The organism is Roseovarius sp. CH_XMU1461 (genome assembly GCF_037027165.1).
GTDB lineage: Bacteria > Pseudomonadota > Alphaproteobacteria > Rhodobacterales > Rhodobacteraceae > Roseovarius > Roseovarius nubinhibens.
On sequence record NZ_JAYMDV010000003.1, the window covers coordinates 291,804 to 310,973 of the forward strand.

Below are 19,170 nucleotides of genomic sequence, written 5' to 3' on the forward strand. Positions count from 1 at the left end.
CCGCCCTAGATAGAGCCGCGGCGCGACAACGCCAACCCCCAAGGCTGAACAAACTATGAACGCCGTGGATTACCGTCACTTTTTGTCAGCAGGACGCATCTCGCTTTGGCAACGCGCCCGCGCGCGCGTCACTTCTGCGCCAGCGCCCAGGCGCAGATCGGGAAATCGGGATCGTTCTCGAGATCATCCGTCTCGGCATCATAGCCGGGCGGCCAGGGCGTCTCGAAATTGCGCAGCGCCGCCTGCCGGTTGCCCCATTGCTCGGCGCGGATCTTGTCGGGGTGAAACCCCACCTCGATGAGCAGGTTGCGCAGCCCCCGCGCGCTCCACCGGCTGCAATCGATCGGCGCCGCGTGGAAGGGGATGAAGAATGGCACGGCGAGCCAGAAATAGCCGCCGGGCCGCAGCATTTCGCGCACATGGCGCGCCGCCGCATAGGGCCGGTCGAGATGCTCCCAGACCTGATTGGCGAGGATGATGTCGAATGTCCGCACCTCGCCTTCCGAACTGAAGAAGGGCTGATCGCAGATGTCATACCGGGGAAAGCGAAACCGCTTGTAGCTGCGAAATTCAAACCGCCGCCCGGTCTTGCCCGAGATTTCCGCCGCATCCATGTCGTGCAACGGCAGCTCTTCGAGCCACTTGCGCGAGGTCCGCTGCATCACAACCCGGTTAATGCTCGGCATCCCTGCCCTCCCTTGTTTTGGCGCATCTTTCCAGATTGCAGGGCCGAGGGAAAGGCTGCACGGATGCTGGTTGTTCCCGGCGCACCGGGAACAACCTTTTGCAAAGGATCGCTGATCAACCTGGCGTGTAATCCAAACGGATCACCTGATGGCCAGAGAACGCATCGAGGCTTTCCCCTCGCGCTTTGAAACCATACCGAGCGTAGAACTTGCGCCCGATGTGATTGTCGCGAAACACCTCCAGCGTCACTGCCCCCTTGAGGGAGACGGCGTGATCCATCAACGCCCGGCCCAAACCGCGCCCCATGTCATCAGGATGCAGGAACAACCCGCCGACTTCATTGCCCAACAGCGCGACAAAGCCGGCAGGTCTGCCGTCGGCTTCGATCACCCAGATCTCGGCGAGATCAAGCAATGTGTCCCGGATCATCGTTTCGGCCTTTTCCATGATGTCCTGGCCGAGAAAGGGATGCGCCACAGCCGAACTGTCACGCCAAATGTTCAGCACGATCTCACGATCGGCCGCCTTGAAAGGTCTGACCACTGTCAGAGCCTCCTTCGTTTGCCCCTACGGGGCTCTATAAGCATGGATTTCCACAGATCATGCGCCTCCGTCGCGCCCATGGCACGGGAGTTCGCGGCACGTCTTGCAGTCTTCGGCAGTCAGCCTGCCGAAATCAAACGCGGGACATCAAATCTCCATCTCTGTCACGGCCTGCCTAGCCCGGCGCCATCAGACAAGACAAGAGAGCTGGTGACACAGCCTGAAACAAGAGGAGCGTGTCCCCGAAAGGTCACGCTCCCCCGATTGGTCCTGTCAGACTATCGCCAGCTCAGAAATGGATCGCCCGGCCATAGGCGTCGAGCACGCTCTCATGCATCATCTCGCTGAGCGTCGGATGCGGGAAGACGGTGTTCATCAGGTCTTCTTCCGTGGTCTCGAGCTGCCGCCCCACCACATAGCCCTGGATGAGCTCGGTCACCTCGGCGCCCACCATATGCGCGCCCAGCAGCTCGCCGGTCTTGGCGTCGAACACCGTCTTGACCATGCCCTCCGGCTCGCCAAGCGCGATGGCCTTGCCATTGCCGATGAACGGAAAGCGCCCGACCTTGATGTCATAGCCCGCTTCCTTGGCCTTGGCCTCGGTGAGACCGACGCTCGCCACCTGCGGATGGCAATAGGTACAGCCGGCGATGCTCTCGGGGCGGACCGGATGCGGATGCCCCCCGGCGATGAGTTCGGCCACCATGACGCCCTCATGGCTCGCCTTATGGGCCAGCCACGGCGCCCCGGCGATATCGCCAATCGCATAGAGCCCGTCGACCTTGGTGCGGCAATATTCATCGACCACCACATGGGTCCGGTCCACCTCGACGCCGAGTTTTTCAAGCCCCAGCCCCTCGGTATTGCCGACAATCCCCACCGCCGAAATCACCGTATCAAATTCGAGCGTCTCGGTCTTGCCGCCGCGCTCGATATGGGCCGTGACCTTGCCCTTGGCCCGGTCGAGCTTTTTGACGGTGGATTTCTCCATGATCGTCATGCCCTGTTTCTCGAACTGCTTCTTGGCAAAGGCGCTGATCTCGGCATCCTCCACCGGAAGCACCCGATCCATCACCTCGACCACCGTCGTGTCGGCGCCAAGCGTGTTGTAGAAACTGGCAAACTCAATGCCGATCGCCCCCGACCCGATGACCAAGAGCTTCTTGGGCATCCGGGGCGGCATCAGCGCATGTTTATAGGTCCAGACCAGATCGCCATCGGCCTCGAGCCCCGGCAATTCCCGCGCCCGCGCCCCGGTGGCGAGCACGATATGCTTCGCCGTGAGCTCTTCGCTGCCCTCCTCGGTCTTGACCGTGACCTTGCCCTTGGCGGGGATCGTGGCCTCGCCCATGATCGCGGTCACCTTGTTCTTCTTGAGAAGATGCGCCACCCCACCGCTGAGCTGCTTGGCCACCCCGCGCGAGCGTTTGACCACCGCGTCGATGTCATAATCGATCTTCTCGGCGCTGAGCCCGAACTCCTTGGCCCGGTGCATCAGGTGGAACACTTCCGACGAGCGCAGCAGCGCCTTGGTCGGAATACAGCCCCAGTTGAGGCAGATACCGCCCATATGTTCGCGTTCGACCACGGCCACCTTGAGGCCAAGCTGCGCCCCGCGAATGGCCGCTACATACCCGCCGGGACCGGCCCCAATTACAATCAAGTCAAAGCTTTGCGACGCCATACGGCCCTCCTGCCTGAGATATAGTTTGATATTAAACTATCTTGCGAGACACCGCAACGCGACAGCCCACAGGGGCAGCATAACGCCGCCCCCGGTCCATGGATACCCGTCTTTTAGATGGCTTTCGCCCCGCCCGCGCCCCTTAGGCCGCGTCGGCGCTTTGCAATTGGCGCACCGTTTCGCCATAGGCCCCGGCCTTGAGATAGGCCTGCTCCGGCAGGGTCGTGGCTCGATCCAGCGCATCATTGCGATAGGGGAAGCGGCCGAATTTGCGGATCACCTCGCGATGCGCCCGCGCGTGCAGAAGATTGCCCGCCCCGGTCTCGTCGAGCCGCTCACAGATCATCCGGATACAGCGTTCCTGATCGCAGAGATTCTCGGAATGCATCAGGGGCAGGTAAAAGAACTGCCGCGCCGGTTCGTCGATCCGCAGATCCCATTTGCGCCCGATCGCCGCCTTGGCCGCCGCCAGCGCCTCACGGTCGGTGGCAAAGGCCTCGCCCGTGCCCCGGAACATGTTGCGCGGAAACTGATCCATCAGGATCAGATAGGCCAACGTGCCGCTCGGATAGGTGAGCCAGAGCCCATAGGCCCCATCCCGCGCCGCCTCCCATGCGGCCCCGAACCGATCCCGGATCTCCTGATCCAGCTCGTCTGAAACCGCGTACCAGCCTTCGGGGCCGACGTCATCCAACCAGAACTTCAGCACGTCTTCGGGCGATGTCATGGATCTGCTCCTTTTTCATCCATGCAACAGATTTGTAAAATTCTGCCCGGATTAAAGGGGGAATAATAGTCAAACTTTCCTACATTTGCGTCAAAACGCTCACGTTTGCGCTCGCGTTACCGCAACCACTTTCCGATAGTGTCGCAGCCCGTCCCCTTGCCCCATTGGCGCAAAACGCAAACGGGCCCGCCATACGTCTCCGCATGGCAGGCCCGGCCTTGAAAATCACGGAACTCCGCGAAATCTGATCAGTTTTTCTCGCGCGCCGCCTGCACCATGGCTTCGGCCCGCGCCGCGGCCTCTTCTTCCTCTTCCGCCAGCGCCTCGTCGATGGCCCATTCCTGCGCCATTTCGACCGCCATCGGCGAGGCCGAGGGATAGACCACCGCATAGCTATCGGTCTCATGCGAGCTCGGCAGCGCCCGCTGCGTCATCCGATAGGCGGCGTAGATCGCGATGGCATAGCCAAGCACCGCGATGAACATGAAGAACCCCCAGGCGCCGAAATAGCCCATGATCCAGCCGGTGATCACCGGCCCCGCCACCGCGCCAAGCCCGTTGATGAACACCATCCCACCGGCCGCGGCCGCCATGTCGTCATGTTCGAGAAAGTCATTCGTATAGGCGATGAGCAGCGAATAAAGCGGGTTCGACAGCCCCCCGATCATTAACGCCGCGACACAGAGCATCACGAAAATGCTGCCAAGGAACATGCCGATCGTTGCGCCGATCCCGATGATGAGCGCACCGACCAGGATCACCATGCGCCGGTCCATCCGGTCCGACAGCCAGCCCACCGGATATTGCACCAGCATCGCCGAGACGAAAAAGCACGACACGAAGATCGAGATCTGCGCCACGCTCAGACCCGCTTCGGCGCCATAGACCGGCGCCATGCCGAACTGGGCCGAGAACACGCCGCCCAACAGGAACATGCCGACACAGCCCAGCGGCGAGATTTTCATGATCTGCCGCAGGCTGAGCGGTTTCGTCGTGTCAAAGGCGGGCGTCGGGCTCACCGACAGAAGAATCGGCGCAAAGGCGATGGAGACGAGGACCGAGGGGATGATGAAGAGGATAAACCCGCTCGGCTCGCCCAGCACCAACAGACCCTGCGCGCTCACGATGCCGACCATCTGCATGATCATGTAAAGCGACAGCGCCTTGCCCCGGTTCTCGTTGTTGGCCGCATTGTTGAGCCAGCTTTCGGCGGTCACATAGACCCCCGAGAAACAGAAGCCGATGATGATCCGCCCGATGCCCCAAGCAATCGGATCGGGCAGCACCGGATACATGACCATCACCGCCGAGATGAGCGAGCCCAGCGCCGCAAAGACCCGCACATGGCCGACACGGCGGATCATTTCGGGCGCCATGCGCGACCCAAAGAGGAAGCCCACGAAATAGCCGGACATGACCAGAGACATCTCCATGGTGGAGAATCCCTCGATGTCGCCGCGAATACCCAGCAACGTGCCCTGCATGCCATTGCCAACCTGCAACAGCATCATTCCCAGCAACAGCGCCCAAGCGCTTCTCAGCACGTCAATCATTCGCTCGCCTTCTCGGTTTTGGTCACTATGAACCTGCCCCAGCCTAACCGCGCCGACGGAAACGACTCAACAGCCCCTTGATACGCCGCCCGTCGCAGCGATTCACTCCGGTATCAAGAGCGAAGCATCCCCGTAGGAAAAAAACCGGTATTTTTCGGCGATTGCGTGCTCATAGACCCGCGCCATCCGGTCCTTGCCCATGAGCGCCGAGACGAGCATCATCAGCGTTGATTTCGGCAGGTGAAAGTTGGTCATCAGCGCATCGGTCGCGCGAAAGGTGAAGCCGGGGTAGATGAAAATATCCGTCTCGCCCTGCCACGGCGCGATCTCGCCCGTCTCCCGCGATGCCGTCTCGATGAGCCGCAGCGCGGTGGTGCCGACCGGAATGATCCGCCCGCCCGCGGCGCGGGTGGCGGCGATCTCGGCGGCGGCCTCTTCGCTCACCTCGCCCCATTCGGCATGCATCTTATGGGTGGTCACATCCTCGACCTTGACCGGCAGAAACGTCCCCGCCCCCACATGCAGCGTGACATGGGTCATCTCGACCCCCTGCCCGCGCAACGCCGCGAGCAGCGCCTCGTCGAAATGCAGCGACGCCGTCGGCGCGGCCACCGCCCCCTTGTTGCGGGCAAAGACCGTCTGGTAATCCTCGTGATCTTGCGCATCCGCAGGCCGTTTCGCGGCAATATAGGGCGGCAGCGGCATCGCCCCCGCCTCGGCCAGCGCCGCGTCGAAATCGTCGCCCTCAAGGTTGAACCGCAACAGCCCCTGCCCCTCGGATTTGGCGACCAGCACCGCGCTGAGACCGGCGGCGAACTGGACCACCTCGCCCTCGCGCAGCTTCTTGAGCGGCTTGATGAGCGCCCCCCATTGCCCCTGCCCGTCCGGCTCCAACAGCGTCACCTCGATCCGCGCGCCCGCCTCCGAGCCCTCGCGATGCCGCAGCCCGCTGAGCCGCGCCGGGATCACCTTGGTATCGTTGAGCACCAACCGGTCGCCCGGCCGCAGCCATTGCCCGAGATCGCGCACATGCGCATCCCGGATCGCCGCGCCCTCCGCCACCAGAAGCCGCGCCGCCGGTCGCGGCCGCACTGGCCGCGTCGCGATAAGCTCCTCTGGCAGATCGAAATCGAAATCGCTGAGTTTCATGCTCTTGCCTTGTCTTGCATTTGTATCGCCCGCATTCCGCCCGACCTAGCGGTCGCGGTTCGAGCTGAGATCGGGATTTTTCGCCTTGCGCTCTTCGCGGTCTGCGGCCCGTTCGACCCCGGGCGGCGCGCGGCGGAATATGTTGCGAAACATGCCGGGTGTGAAGATGGTGAGCGGCAAAATACGCACATCGGGCTGCGCGGCCGAGCCCTTGAGCTTGTAGTTGAACCCGATGAGCCCCTCGCCCTTGCGGGTGAGAATGCCGCCGATCCCATTCACCAGATAGAGCGGCGAGATCACCCCCTGCATGTCCATCTGCGAAGTGTTCATATGGTAATAGCCATCCATGGTGATCCCCATGGACGCCCCCACCGCCCGGCTCTTGTAGAGGGTGAGCAGATCGGGGCTGAGGCTGAAATCGGCGGCCACCTCGCCGAAATGGATGCCATTGCCGGACATCTGCTCCACCAGCCCGACCACGCTGAGCGAGCTCAACAGCGCCGCCATCGCCGGCGCATCGGTGAGCCAGACATTCGACGCATCGAGCCGCCCGTTATAGGTCCCCGCCTGCGCCGCCGGCCGCAGGATAAGCTCCATCGCCCCGCCCCGCGCCTGTTTCAGCAACCCCGCCGAGCCAAGAACCCCGCCCGCATTGTTCGACACGATGCGAAAGGCGCTGCGCCCCTTCTCCGGAATGATCGTCCCGCTCACCTGCGCGCCACCATTGACGCGGCCCGAAAACTGCCCGCTGGTGCCGCCCGAGGTGTTGAGATTGGCGTTGAACGGCGCCAGCGCAATGCCTTCCGAAATCGTCAGCCGGTCGAGCCGCAGCGTCACCGGCGCGCCCTTGCGGCTGGCACTGCCCGGCCCGGAGCTGAGCGAGGTCTGCCGCAGATCGACCGTGCCGCCGGTCACCTGCACCTCTGGCGTCGCCCCCGCGCCACGGCCCACCAGAGACACCGGCGCATTGAGCCAATTGCCAAGCCGCACCTGCGCGAAATCCGCCCGCTGCAACTGGCCATCCGGGCGCAGGCTGATCTTGCCCCGCGCCGACAGCCCCGCCGCCTCGAGCGCGATCACGTCGATCCGCGGCGGCGTGCCAAGCTGGCCCTCGATCCGCAGGCTGCCCCCGGTCCCCGCCGGCTTGACCCAGCTCAGCTGATCGAGCCGCAGCCCAAGCCCCTGCAGGTTTGACGCGATCGAGAAACTGCCGCCCTTGGTCTTGTTGAGGCTCAGGCTGAGATCGGCCTGCGACTGGCCGCTGACACTGCCCGGCGGCAGATCAATGCCGAACTCTTCGACGAAATCCTGCGACAGGGTGATCTTGCCGCTGACCAGGCTCCTGCCGCCCGCCTCCTCGCCAAAGGCGCTGCGCCAGGTGCCATTGACCGCCACCTGACCGAGCCGCGCCTGCCCGCTGACCGCGATCCCATCGGGATCGGCCGCCAGATCGAGCGTCTCGGCCCGCAACTCCCGCCCCTCAACGAGCGTATCGCTATGCACATCATGCAGATGCCCGCGCATCGCATAGACGATATCCTCGGGCGCCAGTTTCTTCTTCAACAGAAAATCGAGCTGCCCTTCGAGCTGCGCCCGCCCTTCTGCCAGATCAACCGGCTGCTCGGCCTTCTGCAAAAGATGCAAAGGCTCGGAATCGAGTAGCGACAGCGCCGCCGTGATCGAACTGTCGAGGCGCAGCTTGGCCAGCGCCGGGCCGCGTTCGATGGTCACATCCGGCACGATGAAACTGGTGCCCGCGATGTCGATCTTGCCGCCCTGCGCCGCCGTGACAAACCCGGCATCGGCGGCAATGGCAAAGCGGTCGCCATAGAGCGACGCCATGCCCGAGGCCTCCTCGATGGGCGGCATCCCCTTCACGAACTGCGTCTGCAACCCGCTATAGGCAAAGTTGAGATGCACCCCCGGCGGCGCATCCGGATGCAGCCGCACCGCCAGCTGAATATCGCTCAGCTCACCGGCGCTCACATTCTCCGCGACCCAGCGGCGGGTGTTTTCCTTGACCGCCTCGGGCCAGAGCTGCAACAGCCGCTCATGGCTGAGCCCGTCCATCTCGCCATCGAGCACCACGTCCCAGCCCGCCTCGACCGCGCTCAGCGTGCCGCGCATCACCAGCCGCTGCCCGAGATCGCGCAGCACCAGCTCGCCCAGCGACAGCTCGAACGGATCGAGCTTGAGCCGCATCGTCGCATTCACCCCATCGAGCGCGATCGGCTCGGGGTAATAGCCCGCCGGGTTGACCACGATATCGCGCAGCCGGATCTGCGATTGCAGCTCGGTGGGCCAGCCGCTCTCGGCCCCCACCAAGAGCGCCTGCCCCTCGGCCCGCAACCGCCCCCATTTGCTGTCGAGGCTAAGCTCGGTAAACCGGATGGTCTGGCTCTGCGGCGTATAGGTGAAATAGGCCCGCGCCGAGGAAAACCCCACCGGTTTGACCGCGTCATTGGGTTTGAGAACGCCCTGCCCGATATGCAGGCTGGCATCGAGCGGGCCGAGCCCGCCGACCTTGTCCACCGCCACCCGCAGCGCCCCGGAAATCGGCGCCTCCAGCGCCCCGAGCCAGGCCAGCGCGGGCGATTGCCCGGCAATCTCATCGGCGGGCATATCCTCCACCAGAATGGACAGCTGCGCCGCGCTCTCGCCGATCCGGCTGGAAAAGCCAAGCTCGAGATTGGTCGCGTAATCCCGCGCCCCCAAGAGCGAGAAATCGCCGCGCAGCCGCAGCGCATCACCCTCGCGGCTCAGCCCGATCCGCCCGCCATCGACATTCCACGCCCGCCCGGCCCGCGCATCCTCATAGCGCAGCGTGACATTGTCGGCGCTGACATCGGTGAGCTGGCTGAGCGCCGGGGTCTGCAACGCCATGTCGATCGAGGCCACCACCTCGGCAATCGCCACCGCCCGCGCGCCGCCAAGCGCGAGGTCAATCGCCCCGTCCTCATCGCGGCGCAGCGACAGATGTGCACCGCCAAGCCGCACCCGCTTGGGGCGCAGCTCACCGCGCAGCAAAGGCTCCATCGCCAGCACGCCACTGACCCGCGACACCGCCGCAATCGGCGCGCCGCTGTCGCGATGGCTGAACCGCACATCATGCAGCCGCAGCCGCGGGGTCCAGCCCTCTTCGACCATCACCACCGCCCGGCCCAGATCGATGCGCACCGGCCCGGCATCGCGGTTGAGCCGCTCGACCACCTTGACGCGGAGCCAATCCGGCACCGTGACCGGCGTGCCCATCAGCGACAGCATCACCCCCGCCGCCGCCAGCATCAGCACCATAACGCTGATCATCGACCACAGCCCGATCCTGCGGCGACGCCTCTGGCGGGGCGGCCGGTCCTTGGGCTCTGGCGTGGCGGTGTCCTGATCTGTCATCGGTGCTTTCAGTCTTGCCCCATGCGCCCTAATTTGAAAGTCACAATCGGACAAGTGGCCCCGCAACAAGGAGGATCAAACATGCCCGAAAACAGTCTCGTGATCGGCGACATCGCCCCGGATTTTACACTACCCCGCGACGGTGGCGATGAAATTCGGCTGAGCGACCAGCGGCCAAGCCCGGTCGTGCTCTTCTTCTACCCCCGCGACATGACCCCGGGCTGCACCACCGAGGCGACCGAGTTCTCGGCGCTGGCCGACGCCTTTGCCGCCGCCGGGGTGCGGGTCTTCGGCATCTCCAAGGACAGCGTGGCCAGCCATGACCGCTTTGTCGCCAAGAAAGAGCTGCGGCTGCCGCTCCTGTCGGACGAGGCCGGTGACACTTGCGAACGCTACGGCGTCTGGCAGGAAAAAAAGATGTATGGGAAAACTTTCATGGGCATCGTGCGCAGCACATTCCTGCTCGATGGCAATGGCCGGGTGGCCCGCGTCTGGCCCAAGGTCAAGGTCGCCGGTCACGCCCAGGAGGTACTCGACGCCGCACGGGTTCTCTGAGCCGCGCGACGGCGCAGCCCCGCGCCAACACCGCCAACAGGCCGCCGCCGCCTGCTTCGCCCGTCACATGCAAAGCAGGCGGCAAACCGTTGCTCATCGGCAATATTTCGCCATTAGGCGGTGTTTGGCCCAGGCTCAGGGGCCCAAGGCTGGCAAATTTCTTGCCCAGAGGCTACCCGAGCGGCTAAGCAATCCCGGCGCAGCCCGTCACCCCGAGAAACAGGCGCGCATGGGAAGGACAAGATAAGGACGAGTTTTTGCGGACACGTTTGGCAATCCGGCTTCACACCCTCCTCGAGAGGTATTTCCCCGAACGCAGGATCTTTCTGCGCTCGGACACCGACACGCGGTTCATCCGGCTGAAACCGGGGTCCCAGCTTCTCGCCTTCTCGGGGGCGTCGCTGGTCATCTCCTGGACGATCATCGCCACCGCGATCCTGCTGATGGACAGCATCGGCTCGGGCAATTTCCGCGAACAGGCGAAACGCGATCAGCGGATCTACGAAGAACGGCTCAACACGCTCTCCTCCGAACGCGACATGCGCGCCAAAGAGGCCCGCGAGGCGCAGGAACGGTTCAACGCCGTGCTGGCCCAGGTCTCGATCATGCAATCCGAATTGCTGACCTCGGAAACCCGCCGCCGCGAGATGGAAAAAGGCATCGACGTGATTCAGGCGACGCTGCGCCGCACCATGAAGGAACGCGACAGCGCCCGCGATCAGGTGGCCCAGCTCACCGAGGCCGCCGATGGCCAGAACCCGACCCAGCTCGCCAGCACCGACGGCGACCAGACGCAGGCGCTCGATTTCGTGGCCGCCGCCCTCGCCGACACCGCCGCCGAACGCGACCAGGTGATCGCCGACGCCAAGGACGCGCTCCAGATGGCCGAGGACATGGCCTATGAAATGCGCCTGCTGCAGGACCAGAACGACCAGATCTTCAGCCGGCTTGAGGACGCGATGACCATCTCTGTCGAACCGCTCGACAAGATGTTCCGCAAGGCCGGTCTCAACACCGACTCGCTGCTCAACACGGTGCGCAAAGGCTATTCCGGCCAGGGCGGCCCGCTGACGCCCCTGTCGCTCTCCACCAGCGGCGGCGCGCCCTCGCCCGACGCCGACCGCGCCAATGCGATCCTCAATCAGCTCGACCGGCTCAACCTCTACCGCCTCGCCGCCCAGCGCGCGCCCTTCGACACCCCCGTCAAAAGCTCGTTCCGCTTCACCTCGGGCTTCGGGATGCGCTGGGGCCGGATGCACAATGGCACCGATTTCGCCGCCGCCCATGGCACCCCGATCCACTCTACCGCCGACGGGGTCGTGACCCATGCCGGCTGGCAATCGGGCTATGGACGACTGGTTAAAATCCAACATGATTTCGGCATCGAAACCCGCTACGCCCACAACTCCAAGCTCTTTGTGACCAAGGGGCAAAGGGTATCGCGCGGGCAGAAGATTGCTGCTATGGGTAACACTGGACGTTCGACCGGGACCCACCTACACTACGAAGTCCGCGTTGGCGGCAAGCCCATCAACCCCATGATCTACATCAAGGCTGCACGAGATGTTTTCTAAGAGCAAAATCAACGACCCGAGCCCGAAACCTGCCGATTCTTCGGCGCCCAAGACCGACAAGGGCCCCGACATGGCGAAACCCGCCGCACCGCAGGCCGCGCCGAGCGAATTCAAGGCCTCCGCGCCCAAGGCGAAACCGCCCGCATCGGTGCTGTCCTCCGATCTGCACGTCTCGGGCAACCTCAAGACCACCGGCGACATCCAGGTCGAAGGCACCGTGGAAGGCGACATTCGCGCCCATCTGCTGACCATCGGCGAAGGCGCCACCATCAAGGGCGAAGTGATCGCCGATGACGTGGTGATCAACGGCCGTATCGTCGGTCGCGTGCGCGGTCTCAAGGTCCGCCTGACCTCGACCGCACGGGTCGAAGGCGACATCATCCACAAGACCATCGCGATCGAATCGGGCGCCCATTTCGAAGGCTCCGTGCAGCGTCAGGACGACCCGCTCAACGGCAAGCCCAAGTCGGGTCAGGCTCCGGCCGCCGCCGCCGCCCCCGCGACACCCGCCGGTCACTGACCGAGGCTCGCCCCGCGGGGCGCAGCACCCCGCGGCCCGCTTGCCGCGCTCAAGACATCAGGCGCCCTGCCCCCGGCAGCGGCGCCTTTTTCATTGGGCGTGTTCAAACAACCAGTTTTTCACTTCTGTTTTAATGGTTTGCACTCTCTCTGTGAGATTACCTTTGCCACTCATCTCCTCGACACGCGCACCTCGTTCCTTCAGCCATTCAACCATCCCAGCCGTGTCGGGATCTTTCGCATTCGCGCTGTGATAACCCGGATTGAGCCAGTAGACGACGACCTCGTAACCCTCGTTGAAAACATACTCAAAAGACGGTTTGCCAGCTTCACCATATTGAACAGAGCACAGAACCACCCGGCACTCGACATCCGCCAGCCGCTTTGCAAGCGGCGTTCGGGTTTCCTCCGGCGACCCGTTGATCAGAAAAACATCGGCCCAGACGCCACGAAACAGCTCGAGCCCTCGGTGACGACGGCTGGTCTGGACACGCTTGCCAAACAGCGCGTACCAGGTTGTCGATTTGCCGGAATCCCCGTCCCCCATAATACACAGAAACAACTTCTTCATCGCTTAATGCCTCCAATCTTTACCCGGCACATCTTTCACGACAATCCGCACTTGGTCTAGGTCATATGACTTACCCTTCCGGGCCTACCGCCCCGCCGCGATGGCCAGCCCATCGGTGACGGCGGTGAACACGTCGCGATAGACATGCTCGGCCCCGGGCATCAACGCCCGCATCACCTGTGGCACCACATTCATCAGGCTCGACCCGCCGACATAGATCACCCGCTCGATCTCGTCCGCGCGCCGCCCGGCCAGCGCCAGCGTCTCCGTCACCCCGCGGTGCAGCGCCTGGCCATGCGGCGCGAGGCTCTGCGCCAGCGCCACGGGCGGCAGCCCGGCATCGAGCCCGCGCTCGAGAATGCCGAGATCGATCCGCGCGTCGCCCGCGCCTGCATTGGCCGCGATCTTGCCGCGCTCCACCGCAAAGGCCAGATCATGGCCCAGCTCATCCTCGAGCACCGCCAAGAGCCGCGCCAACCGGTCCGGCGCGCAAGCCAGCCGCTGCATGTCCTGCACCGCCCGCCGGTTCGAGGGCGTATAAAGAAACGGGATTTTCTCCCATGTCGCCAGATCGTTGAAGATCTGCTGCGGCATCGGCGTGGTCTCGTCGCCCAGCACTTTGCGCAGCTGGCTGCCCCGCCCCAAGAGCGGCATCACATGGTCGATGCTCAGGCTGCGGTCGAAATCCGTGCCGCCGATCCGCACCCCGTGGTTGGCGAGAATCTCGACGCCAGTCTCCCCGGTGCGGAACACCGAGAAATCCGAGGTGCCGCCGCCGATATCGACGATGAGCCCGGTCTCGCCCGCCCGCTCCAGCGCACCGCTGGCAATCGCCGCCGCCTCCGGCTCGGCCATGAAGCGCACTTGGGCAAACCCCGCCGCCTCGTAACAGGCGCGCAGATCCGCCTCGGCCTGCGCCTCGCGCGGATCATCCACCCCGTGGAACACCACCGGCCGCCCCGACAGCACCGCGTCGAACCGCAGCCCCGTCTCCCGCTCGGCCCGCGCTTTGATCTCGGCCAGAAAGCCGCCGATGATCTCGACGAAGGTCACCTGCCGGTTCAGAAGCTGGCGCTTCTCATGCATGAGCGGCGTGCCCAGCACCCGTTTGAGCGCCCGCATGAACCGCCCCTCATCCCCATTGAGCAGCGCCTGATTGGCAGGCTCGCCCAAGAGCGTCTCGCGGCTCTCAAAGTCGAAAAAGAACGTGCTCGGCAAGGTCACCTCACCCGGCGCCATCTCGATCAGCCGCGGCTGGCCCTCGACCAGATAGCCCGCCGCCGAGTTGGACGTGCCGAAATCGACCCCAAGCACCGGCCCCGCCGCGCCCGCCGCCTTCGCCGCGCCCACCGTCGCTGCGTCTGCCACCGTCGCGGCGCCAGCCACCTTCGTTGCGCCCGCCGTCGTTGCGTCTGCCACCTTCGCTCCGCCTGCCGCCGTCGCTGCGCCTGCCACTGTCGCCGTATCTGCCGCCGCACCCGCCGCCGACGCCGCGCCAGCTGCTGTGCCCGACGCCGTCGCTGCGACCGGCGCAGTCGCCGTCACGCCCGTCGATCCTTCTGCCGCCTGCCCCATCTGCCGCCCTCCACTGCACCACGCGAAAGGCCGCGTCTAGGCAAGCACAGCGCAAAGGTCAACCAAGGCAAAGGTCAACCAACGACCACCGGTCCAACGTCCCCGCTTGAGCCGGGGGCTTAAGTCGCGCACCGAGGGTCTTTAACCGCGCATCTTGAGCCACGTATCTTGCGCACCTAAAGCCGCGCATCTTGGACCGCGCCTCCGCACAGGTGCCCAAAAGCCTCCCTCGGTCAAAAGGCCGCAATGCCACACCCGCACCGCAACAAAGCGGCAACGCCCCAACAGACCTCAGAGATTGAGCGAGGCCCATTGTGGCCGTCACCTTGCGATCTGCAGCCCATTCCGCCACCATTTCCCTCGCGCATTTGCACCGACGTCATTTCCAAGAGGACATTCCATGCAGGATAAATACGCAGGCGACATTGGCGATTACATCAAGCTCGGGCTCCTCCGCGCCCTGCAACCCGGCCGCAAACTTGGCATCGCCTGGTATCATTACCCCGACGAACCCGCGCGCAACGACGGCAAGCACATCGCCTATCTGGACGATCCCGACCGCTACCAGCATTACGACCCCGCTCTCTACCAGCAGCTTCGCGGCGTGGTCGCCTCGGGCCGCTCGATTGCTGCGCTGCACCCGACCCTGCCCGATGCGGTCTTCTCAGCCAGCGCTCTGGACGTGGCCGATATCCCTCACAATCAACGCCGTCTCTGGCGACAAGACTGGTTCGCGCAGACCCTCAAAGAGCTGCGAGAGTGCGATCTGGTCTTTGCCGATCCCGACAACGGCCTCGTCGATGACGGGGACCACCGCAAAGGCACCAAAACCTTTGCCAAGCAGATGCCGCTTGCCGAGGCATTGCGCTTGGCAGAGGGCCGCACCGCCGTGATCTATCATCACAACACGCGCCGCCCCGGTGGACATGATGCCGAGGTCGATTTCTGGCTCGGTCAGCTGCCTCCCGGCGCGATGGCGGTGCGCGCGCGCAAGTTCAGCTGCCGCAGCTTTTTCATTCTGAACCCGGATGAGGTGCTGCGTCACCGGGTCGAAAGCTTCTGCGCCAAATGGCGGGGCTGTGGTGTCTCCTTGCATGATTGAACTCTGACCCCACCGTACGGTCGAGATGTTAAAAAACCGTTGCGTACGGGGCGTTTACCATAGCCAATCGGGCCATTTTCCAACATCCATACAGTCGCGATACCGACGTGATGCCGACGCGTTGCCGAATGTTCGTTTTCTTACAATTTCAACGGGTTAACACCCCGAATCACGCCTCGAGCTCGGCATCCCAATAGAGGAAGTCGAGCCAGCTCTCATGCAGGTGGTTCGGCGGGAATTTCCGGCCCGTGTTGCGCAGCTCGTCCGAGGCCGGCGCCCGCGGCGGCTTGCGCAGCGACATGCCCGCCCGGCGCAGGCTTTTCGACCCTTTGCGCAGGTTGCAAGGCGAACAGGCGGCGACCACATTCTCCCAGCTGGTGATCCCCCCCGCCGCCCGCGGCACCACGTGATCGAAGGTCAGATCGCCCTTGGTGCCACAGTACTGACAGCGGAATTCGTCCCGTAAAAAAAGATTAAAGCGCGTGAAGGCCACGCGCTTTTGAGGTTGTACATAATCTTTGAGAACGATGACCGACGGGATCCTGATCTCGGTGCTCGGGGACCGGACCCAATGGTCATATTCGGCGACGATATCCACCCTGTCGAGCCAGGCCGCCTTGATCGCCTCCTGCCAGGACCAGAGCGACAAGGGATAGTAGCTCAGCGGTCGGTAATCGGCATTCAGCACCAGCGCCGGATGATCCCGGAGCGCGCCCGGACTTCGGACAAACTCGGTTCTGAAATCGCTGCGCTCCATCACGGTCATGATCCTGATCCCCATGTATAGGGTAACTATATCCGGTGTTTGCGATCTGGCAAGACACCAGATGCACCCACCGGATACCGGGATCAAATGACAGGCATGTGACGGGGTGATGACAGAACGGCGATGCCGTTCAGAGTTGCTCCATCACCTCGTCGGAGGCTTCGAAATTGGCGGTGACGCGCTGCACGTCATCATCATCTTCAAGCGCCTCGATGAGCTTCATCAGCTTCTGCATCCCGTCGAGATCCATCTCGGTCGTGGTGGTGGGTTTCCACACCAGCTTGGTCGAGTCACTTTCGCCCAGCTCACCTTCGAGCGCGCCCGCCACCTCGTTGAGGTCGGTATCCGCGCACCAGATGATATGGCCGTCTTCCGAACTTTCGACATCCTCGGCACCGGCCTCGATCGCGGCCATCATCACCGTGTCGGCATCGCCGATCTCGGCGGCATAGCTGATCTCGCCCTTGCGCTCGAACATAAAGCCGACACTGCCGGTCTCGCCAAGGTTACCGCCGTTCTTGGAGAAGGTCGAGCGGACATTGCTCGCGGTGCGATTGCGGTTGTCGGTCATCGCCTCGACGATCACCGCCACGCCATTGGGGCCATAGCCCTCATAGCGGATTTCCTCGTAATCCTCGGCCTCGCCACCAATCGCTTTTTTGATAGCGCGTTCAATGACATCCTTGGGAACCGAGCTCGACTTGGCCTCTTTCACCGCGAGCCGCAGCCGCGGGTTTTTCTCGGGGTCCGGGTCGCCCATCTTGGCGGCCACGGTGATCTCCTTGGCCAGCTTCGAGAACAGTTTGGACCGGGCCGCATCCTGACGCCCCTTGCGGTGCTGGATGTTGGCCCATTTGGAATGGCCTGCCATGAGAAGACTCCGGTGACATTGATGCAATTTCGCCCCATATAGATCACCCGGGCCAAGGGCCGCAAGCCGGTTGCGTTTTCACGCGCTTTCCGCTTGGCTCGGCAGAGCCCTCAAGGACTCGATCATGACCCCTGACCAGATCATTCTCTTCTCGCTTTTCGCCGCCGTTTTCGCGCTCTTGCTCTGGGGGCGCTGGCGTTATGATCTCGTGGCTTTCACCGCGCTCATGGCGGGGGTGGTGCTCGGGGTGGTGCCGGTCGATGGCGTCTTCGCGGGCTTTGGCCATCCGGCGACCATCATCGTGGCGCTGGTGCTGGTGGTCTCGGCCGGTCTGATGCGGTCGGGGGCGGTGTTTCTCATCACCCGGACGCTTGTCGACAGCTCGCGCAGCTTAGGCGCCCATATCGCGCTGATGGGCGGGGTTGGCGGGGTGCTGTCGGCCTTTATGAACAACGTGGCGGCGCTGGCGCTCTTGATGCCCGTCGACGTGCAGACGGCGCGCAAGGCCGGGCGCTCGCCGGGCCTGTCGCTCATGCCGCTGAGCTTTGCCACGATCCTTGGCGGCATGGTGACGCTCATCGGGACGCCGCCCAATATCATCATCGCGGCCATTCGCGAAGAAAGCCTCGGCGCACCCTTTGCCATGTTCGATTTCGCCCCGGTGGGCGCGGTGGCGGCGCTGGCCGGTCTGACCTTTGTGGCGCTGATCGGCTGGCGGCTGATCCCCTCGCGGGACGATGCCACGCTCGACGCCTCGGACATCGCGCAATATGTGGCCGAGCTGACCGTGCCGGAGGACAGCAAGCTCATCGGGCAGCGGCTTGGCGAGCTGGATGAGACGGCGCATAAATCCGACGTGGCGCTTCTGGGCATCGTGCGCGAGGGCAAGCGGCTCTATGGGCGGGCCCGCAACGCGGTGCTGCGGGCCGGCGATACGCTGGTGCTCGAGGCGGTGCCAGAGGCGCTGGACGAGTTTCGCACCGCGCTCAACCTCGCCTTTTCCGACGCGGACCGCGAAGAGATGCTGCAGGCGGCGGGCGAAGGGCTCGACGTGGTGGAACTGGTGGTGCCGCAAAACGCCCATATCATCGGCAAGAGCGCCCTCAGCCTTGGCCTCCATTGGCGGCAACGCTCTGTGTTGATGGGGATTTCCCGTCAGGGCCGCAAGATCACCTCGCATATGCGGCGCACGCCGATCGAGGCGGGCGATATCCTGCTTATCCTGGTGCCCAAGGATCGCGGCGGCGATGTGGCCAATTGGCTGGGGGCGCTGCCGCTGGCCGATCGCGGGCTTGCCGTGACCCAAAACAGCAAGACATGGCTCGCCATCGGGTTCTTTGCCGGGGCGGTTGCGGCGGCGAGCTTTGGCCTCATCTACCTGCCCATCGCGCTGGGCCTCGTGGTGGTCGCCTATGTGCTCACCGGGATCGTGCCGATCAAGGAGCTCTACGATCATATCGAATGGCCGGTGGTGGTGCTGCTCGGCTCGATGATCCCGCTCGGCGCGGCGCTCGAGACCTCGGGCGGGACCGAGCTGATTTCCGGCGGGCTGGTCAGCCTCACCGCGGGGCTGCCGGCCTGGGCCATTCTGACGGTGCTGATGGTGGTGACGATGAGCCTGTCGGATGTGCTCAACAACACGGCGACGACGATTGTCGCGGCCCCTGTGGGCATCCAGATGGCGCAGGCGCTCGACGTGTCGCCCGACCCGTTCCTGATGGCGGTGGCGATTGCGGCCTCTTCGGCCTTTCTCACGCCCATCGGCCATAAGAACAACACGCTCATCCTCGGCCCCGGCGGCTATCGTTTTGGCGATTACTGGCGCATGGGGCTGCCGCTCGAGGTGATCGTCATTGCGGTGTCGATCCCGGCGATCCTCGTGGTGTGGCCGCTCTAGCGCGACC

At 64.0% G+C, this 19,170-nt stretch carries 16 protein-coding genes; 5 read left to right on the plus strand and 11 right to left on the minus strand.

All coding sequences use genetic code 11. From position 1 onward, the window contains the following. Positions 1-128: 128 nt before the first annotated feature. The 7 genes from WA237_RS10635 to WA237_RS10665 all read right to left on the minus strand — a co-directional run bounded on the left by WA237_RS10635 (position 129) and on the right by WA237_RS10665 (position 9,733). Positions 129-686, minus strand: a complete 558-nt coding sequence (locus tag WA237_RS10635; RefSeq protein ID WP_336097666.1) for a class I SAM-dependent methyltransferase — start codon at positions 684-686, stop codon at positions 129-131. A gap of 115 nt (positions 687-801) precedes the next feature. Next, complete coding sequence (locus WA237_RS10640; RefSeq protein ID WP_336097667.1) at positions 802-1,230, minus strand: GNAT family N-acetyltransferase; 429 nt, start codon at positions 1,228-1,230, stop codon at positions 802-804. A 289-nt stretch (positions 1,231-1,519) separates the two neighbouring features. Next, positions 1,520-2,914 (minus strand): dihydrolipoyl dehydrogenase, encoded by a 1,395-nt coding sequence (gene lpdA, locus WA237_RS10645; protein WP_336097668.1) that lies wholly within the window; start codon positions 2,912-2,914, stop codon positions 1,520-1,522. Between the two features lie 142 nt (positions 2,915-3,056). After that, positions 3,057-3,641, minus strand: coding sequence for a DUF924 family protein (locus WA237_RS10650; protein WP_009814178.1), 585 nt, complete (start codon positions 3,639-3,641; stop codon positions 3,057-3,059). A gap of 248 nt (positions 3,642-3,889) precedes the next feature. Further along, positions 3,890-5,194, minus strand: coding sequence for an MFS transporter (locus tag WA237_RS10655; RefSeq protein WP_336097669.1), 1,305 nt, complete (start codon positions 5,192-5,194; stop codon positions 3,890-3,892). A 102-nt stretch (positions 5,195-5,296) separates the two neighbouring features. Continuing rightward, the gene (queA, locus tag WA237_RS10660) at positions 5,297-6,343 is read right to left on the minus strand and encodes a tRNA preQ1(34) S-adenosylmethionine ribosyltransferase-isomerase QueA (RefSeq protein ID WP_336097670.1); all 1,047 of its coding nucleotides are present in this window, start codon (positions 6,341-6,343) and stop codon (positions 5,297-5,299) included. A gap of 45 nt (positions 6,344-6,388) precedes the next feature. Beyond that, on the minus strand, positions 6,389-9,733 hold the full coding sequence (locus WA237_RS10665; protein ID WP_336097671.1) for an AsmA-like C-terminal region-containing protein: 3,345 nt from the start codon (positions 9,731-9,733) through the stop codon (positions 6,389-6,391). 81 nt (positions 9,734-9,814) lie between these two features. Here WA237_RS10665 and WA237_RS10670 point away from each other — a divergent pair, with 81 nt between their 5' ends. The 3 genes from WA237_RS10670 (at position 9,815) to WA237_RS10680 (ending at position 12,382) form a co-directional block, all read left to right on the plus strand. Next, complete coding sequence (locus WA237_RS10670) at positions 9,815-10,288, plus strand: peroxiredoxin (RefSeq protein ID WP_009814174.1); 474 nt, start codon at positions 9,815-9,817, stop codon at positions 10,286-10,288. A 257-nt stretch (positions 10,289-10,545) separates the two neighbouring features. Beyond that, the gene (locus WA237_RS10675; RefSeq protein WP_336097672.1) at positions 10,546-11,862 is read left to right on the plus strand and encodes a M23 family metallopeptidase; all 1,317 of its coding nucleotides are present in this window, start codon (positions 10,546-10,548) and stop codon (positions 11,860-11,862) included. Beyond that, a complete protein-coding gene (locus WA237_RS10680) occupies positions 11,852-12,382 on the plus strand; it encodes a bactofilin family protein (protein WP_009814172.1) in 531 nt (176 codons plus the stop codon). The genes WA237_RS10675 and WA237_RS10680 overlap by 11 nt, the downstream gene beginning before the upstream one ends. Positions 12,383-12,472: 90 nt before the next feature. On the opposite strand, the gene WA237_RS10685 is transcribed toward WA237_RS10680, so the two are convergent. Together WA237_RS10685 and WA237_RS10690 are read right to left on the minus strand one after the other, a co-directional pair. Then, a complete protein-coding gene (locus WA237_RS10685; RefSeq protein ID WP_336097673.1) occupies positions 12,473-12,952 on the minus strand; it encodes a hypothetical protein in 480 nt (159 codons plus the stop codon). An 84-nt stretch (positions 12,953-13,036) separates the two neighbouring features. After that, positions 13,037-14,527, minus strand: coding sequence for an Hsp70 family protein (locus WA237_RS10690; RefSeq protein ID WP_336097674.1), 1,491 nt, complete (start codon positions 14,525-14,527; stop codon positions 13,037-13,039). A 400-nt stretch (positions 14,528-14,927) separates the two neighbouring features. Here WA237_RS10690 and WA237_RS10695 point away from each other — a divergent pair, with 400 nt between their 5' ends. After that, a complete protein-coding gene (locus WA237_RS10695; protein WP_336097675.1) occupies positions 14,928-15,629 on the plus strand; it encodes a hypothetical protein in 702 nt (233 codons plus the stop codon). 169 nt (positions 15,630-15,798) lie between these two features. Here WA237_RS10695 and WA237_RS10700 read toward each other — a convergent pair whose 3' ends face one another. Beyond that, positions 15,799-16,386: an HNH endonuclease gene (locus WA237_RS10700; protein WP_040618472.1), complete on the minus strand. Its 588-nt coding sequence runs from the start codon at positions 16,384-16,386 to the stop codon at positions 15,799-15,801. A gap of 139 nt (positions 16,387-16,525) precedes the next feature. Beyond that, entirely contained in the window at positions 16,526-17,266 is a 741-nt protein-coding gene (locus tag WA237_RS10705; RefSeq protein ID WP_009814168.1) for a YebC/PmpR family DNA-binding transcriptional regulator, read from the minus strand. A 124-nt stretch (positions 17,267-17,390) separates the two neighbouring features. Between WA237_RS10705 and WA237_RS10710 the strand changes: the two genes are divergently transcribed. Beyond that, complete coding sequence (locus WA237_RS10710; protein WP_336097676.1) at positions 17,391-19,163, plus strand: SLC13 family permease; 1,773 nt, start codon at positions 17,391-17,393, stop codon at positions 19,161-19,163. The last annotated feature ends 7 nt before the right edge of the window (positions 19,164-19,170 follow it).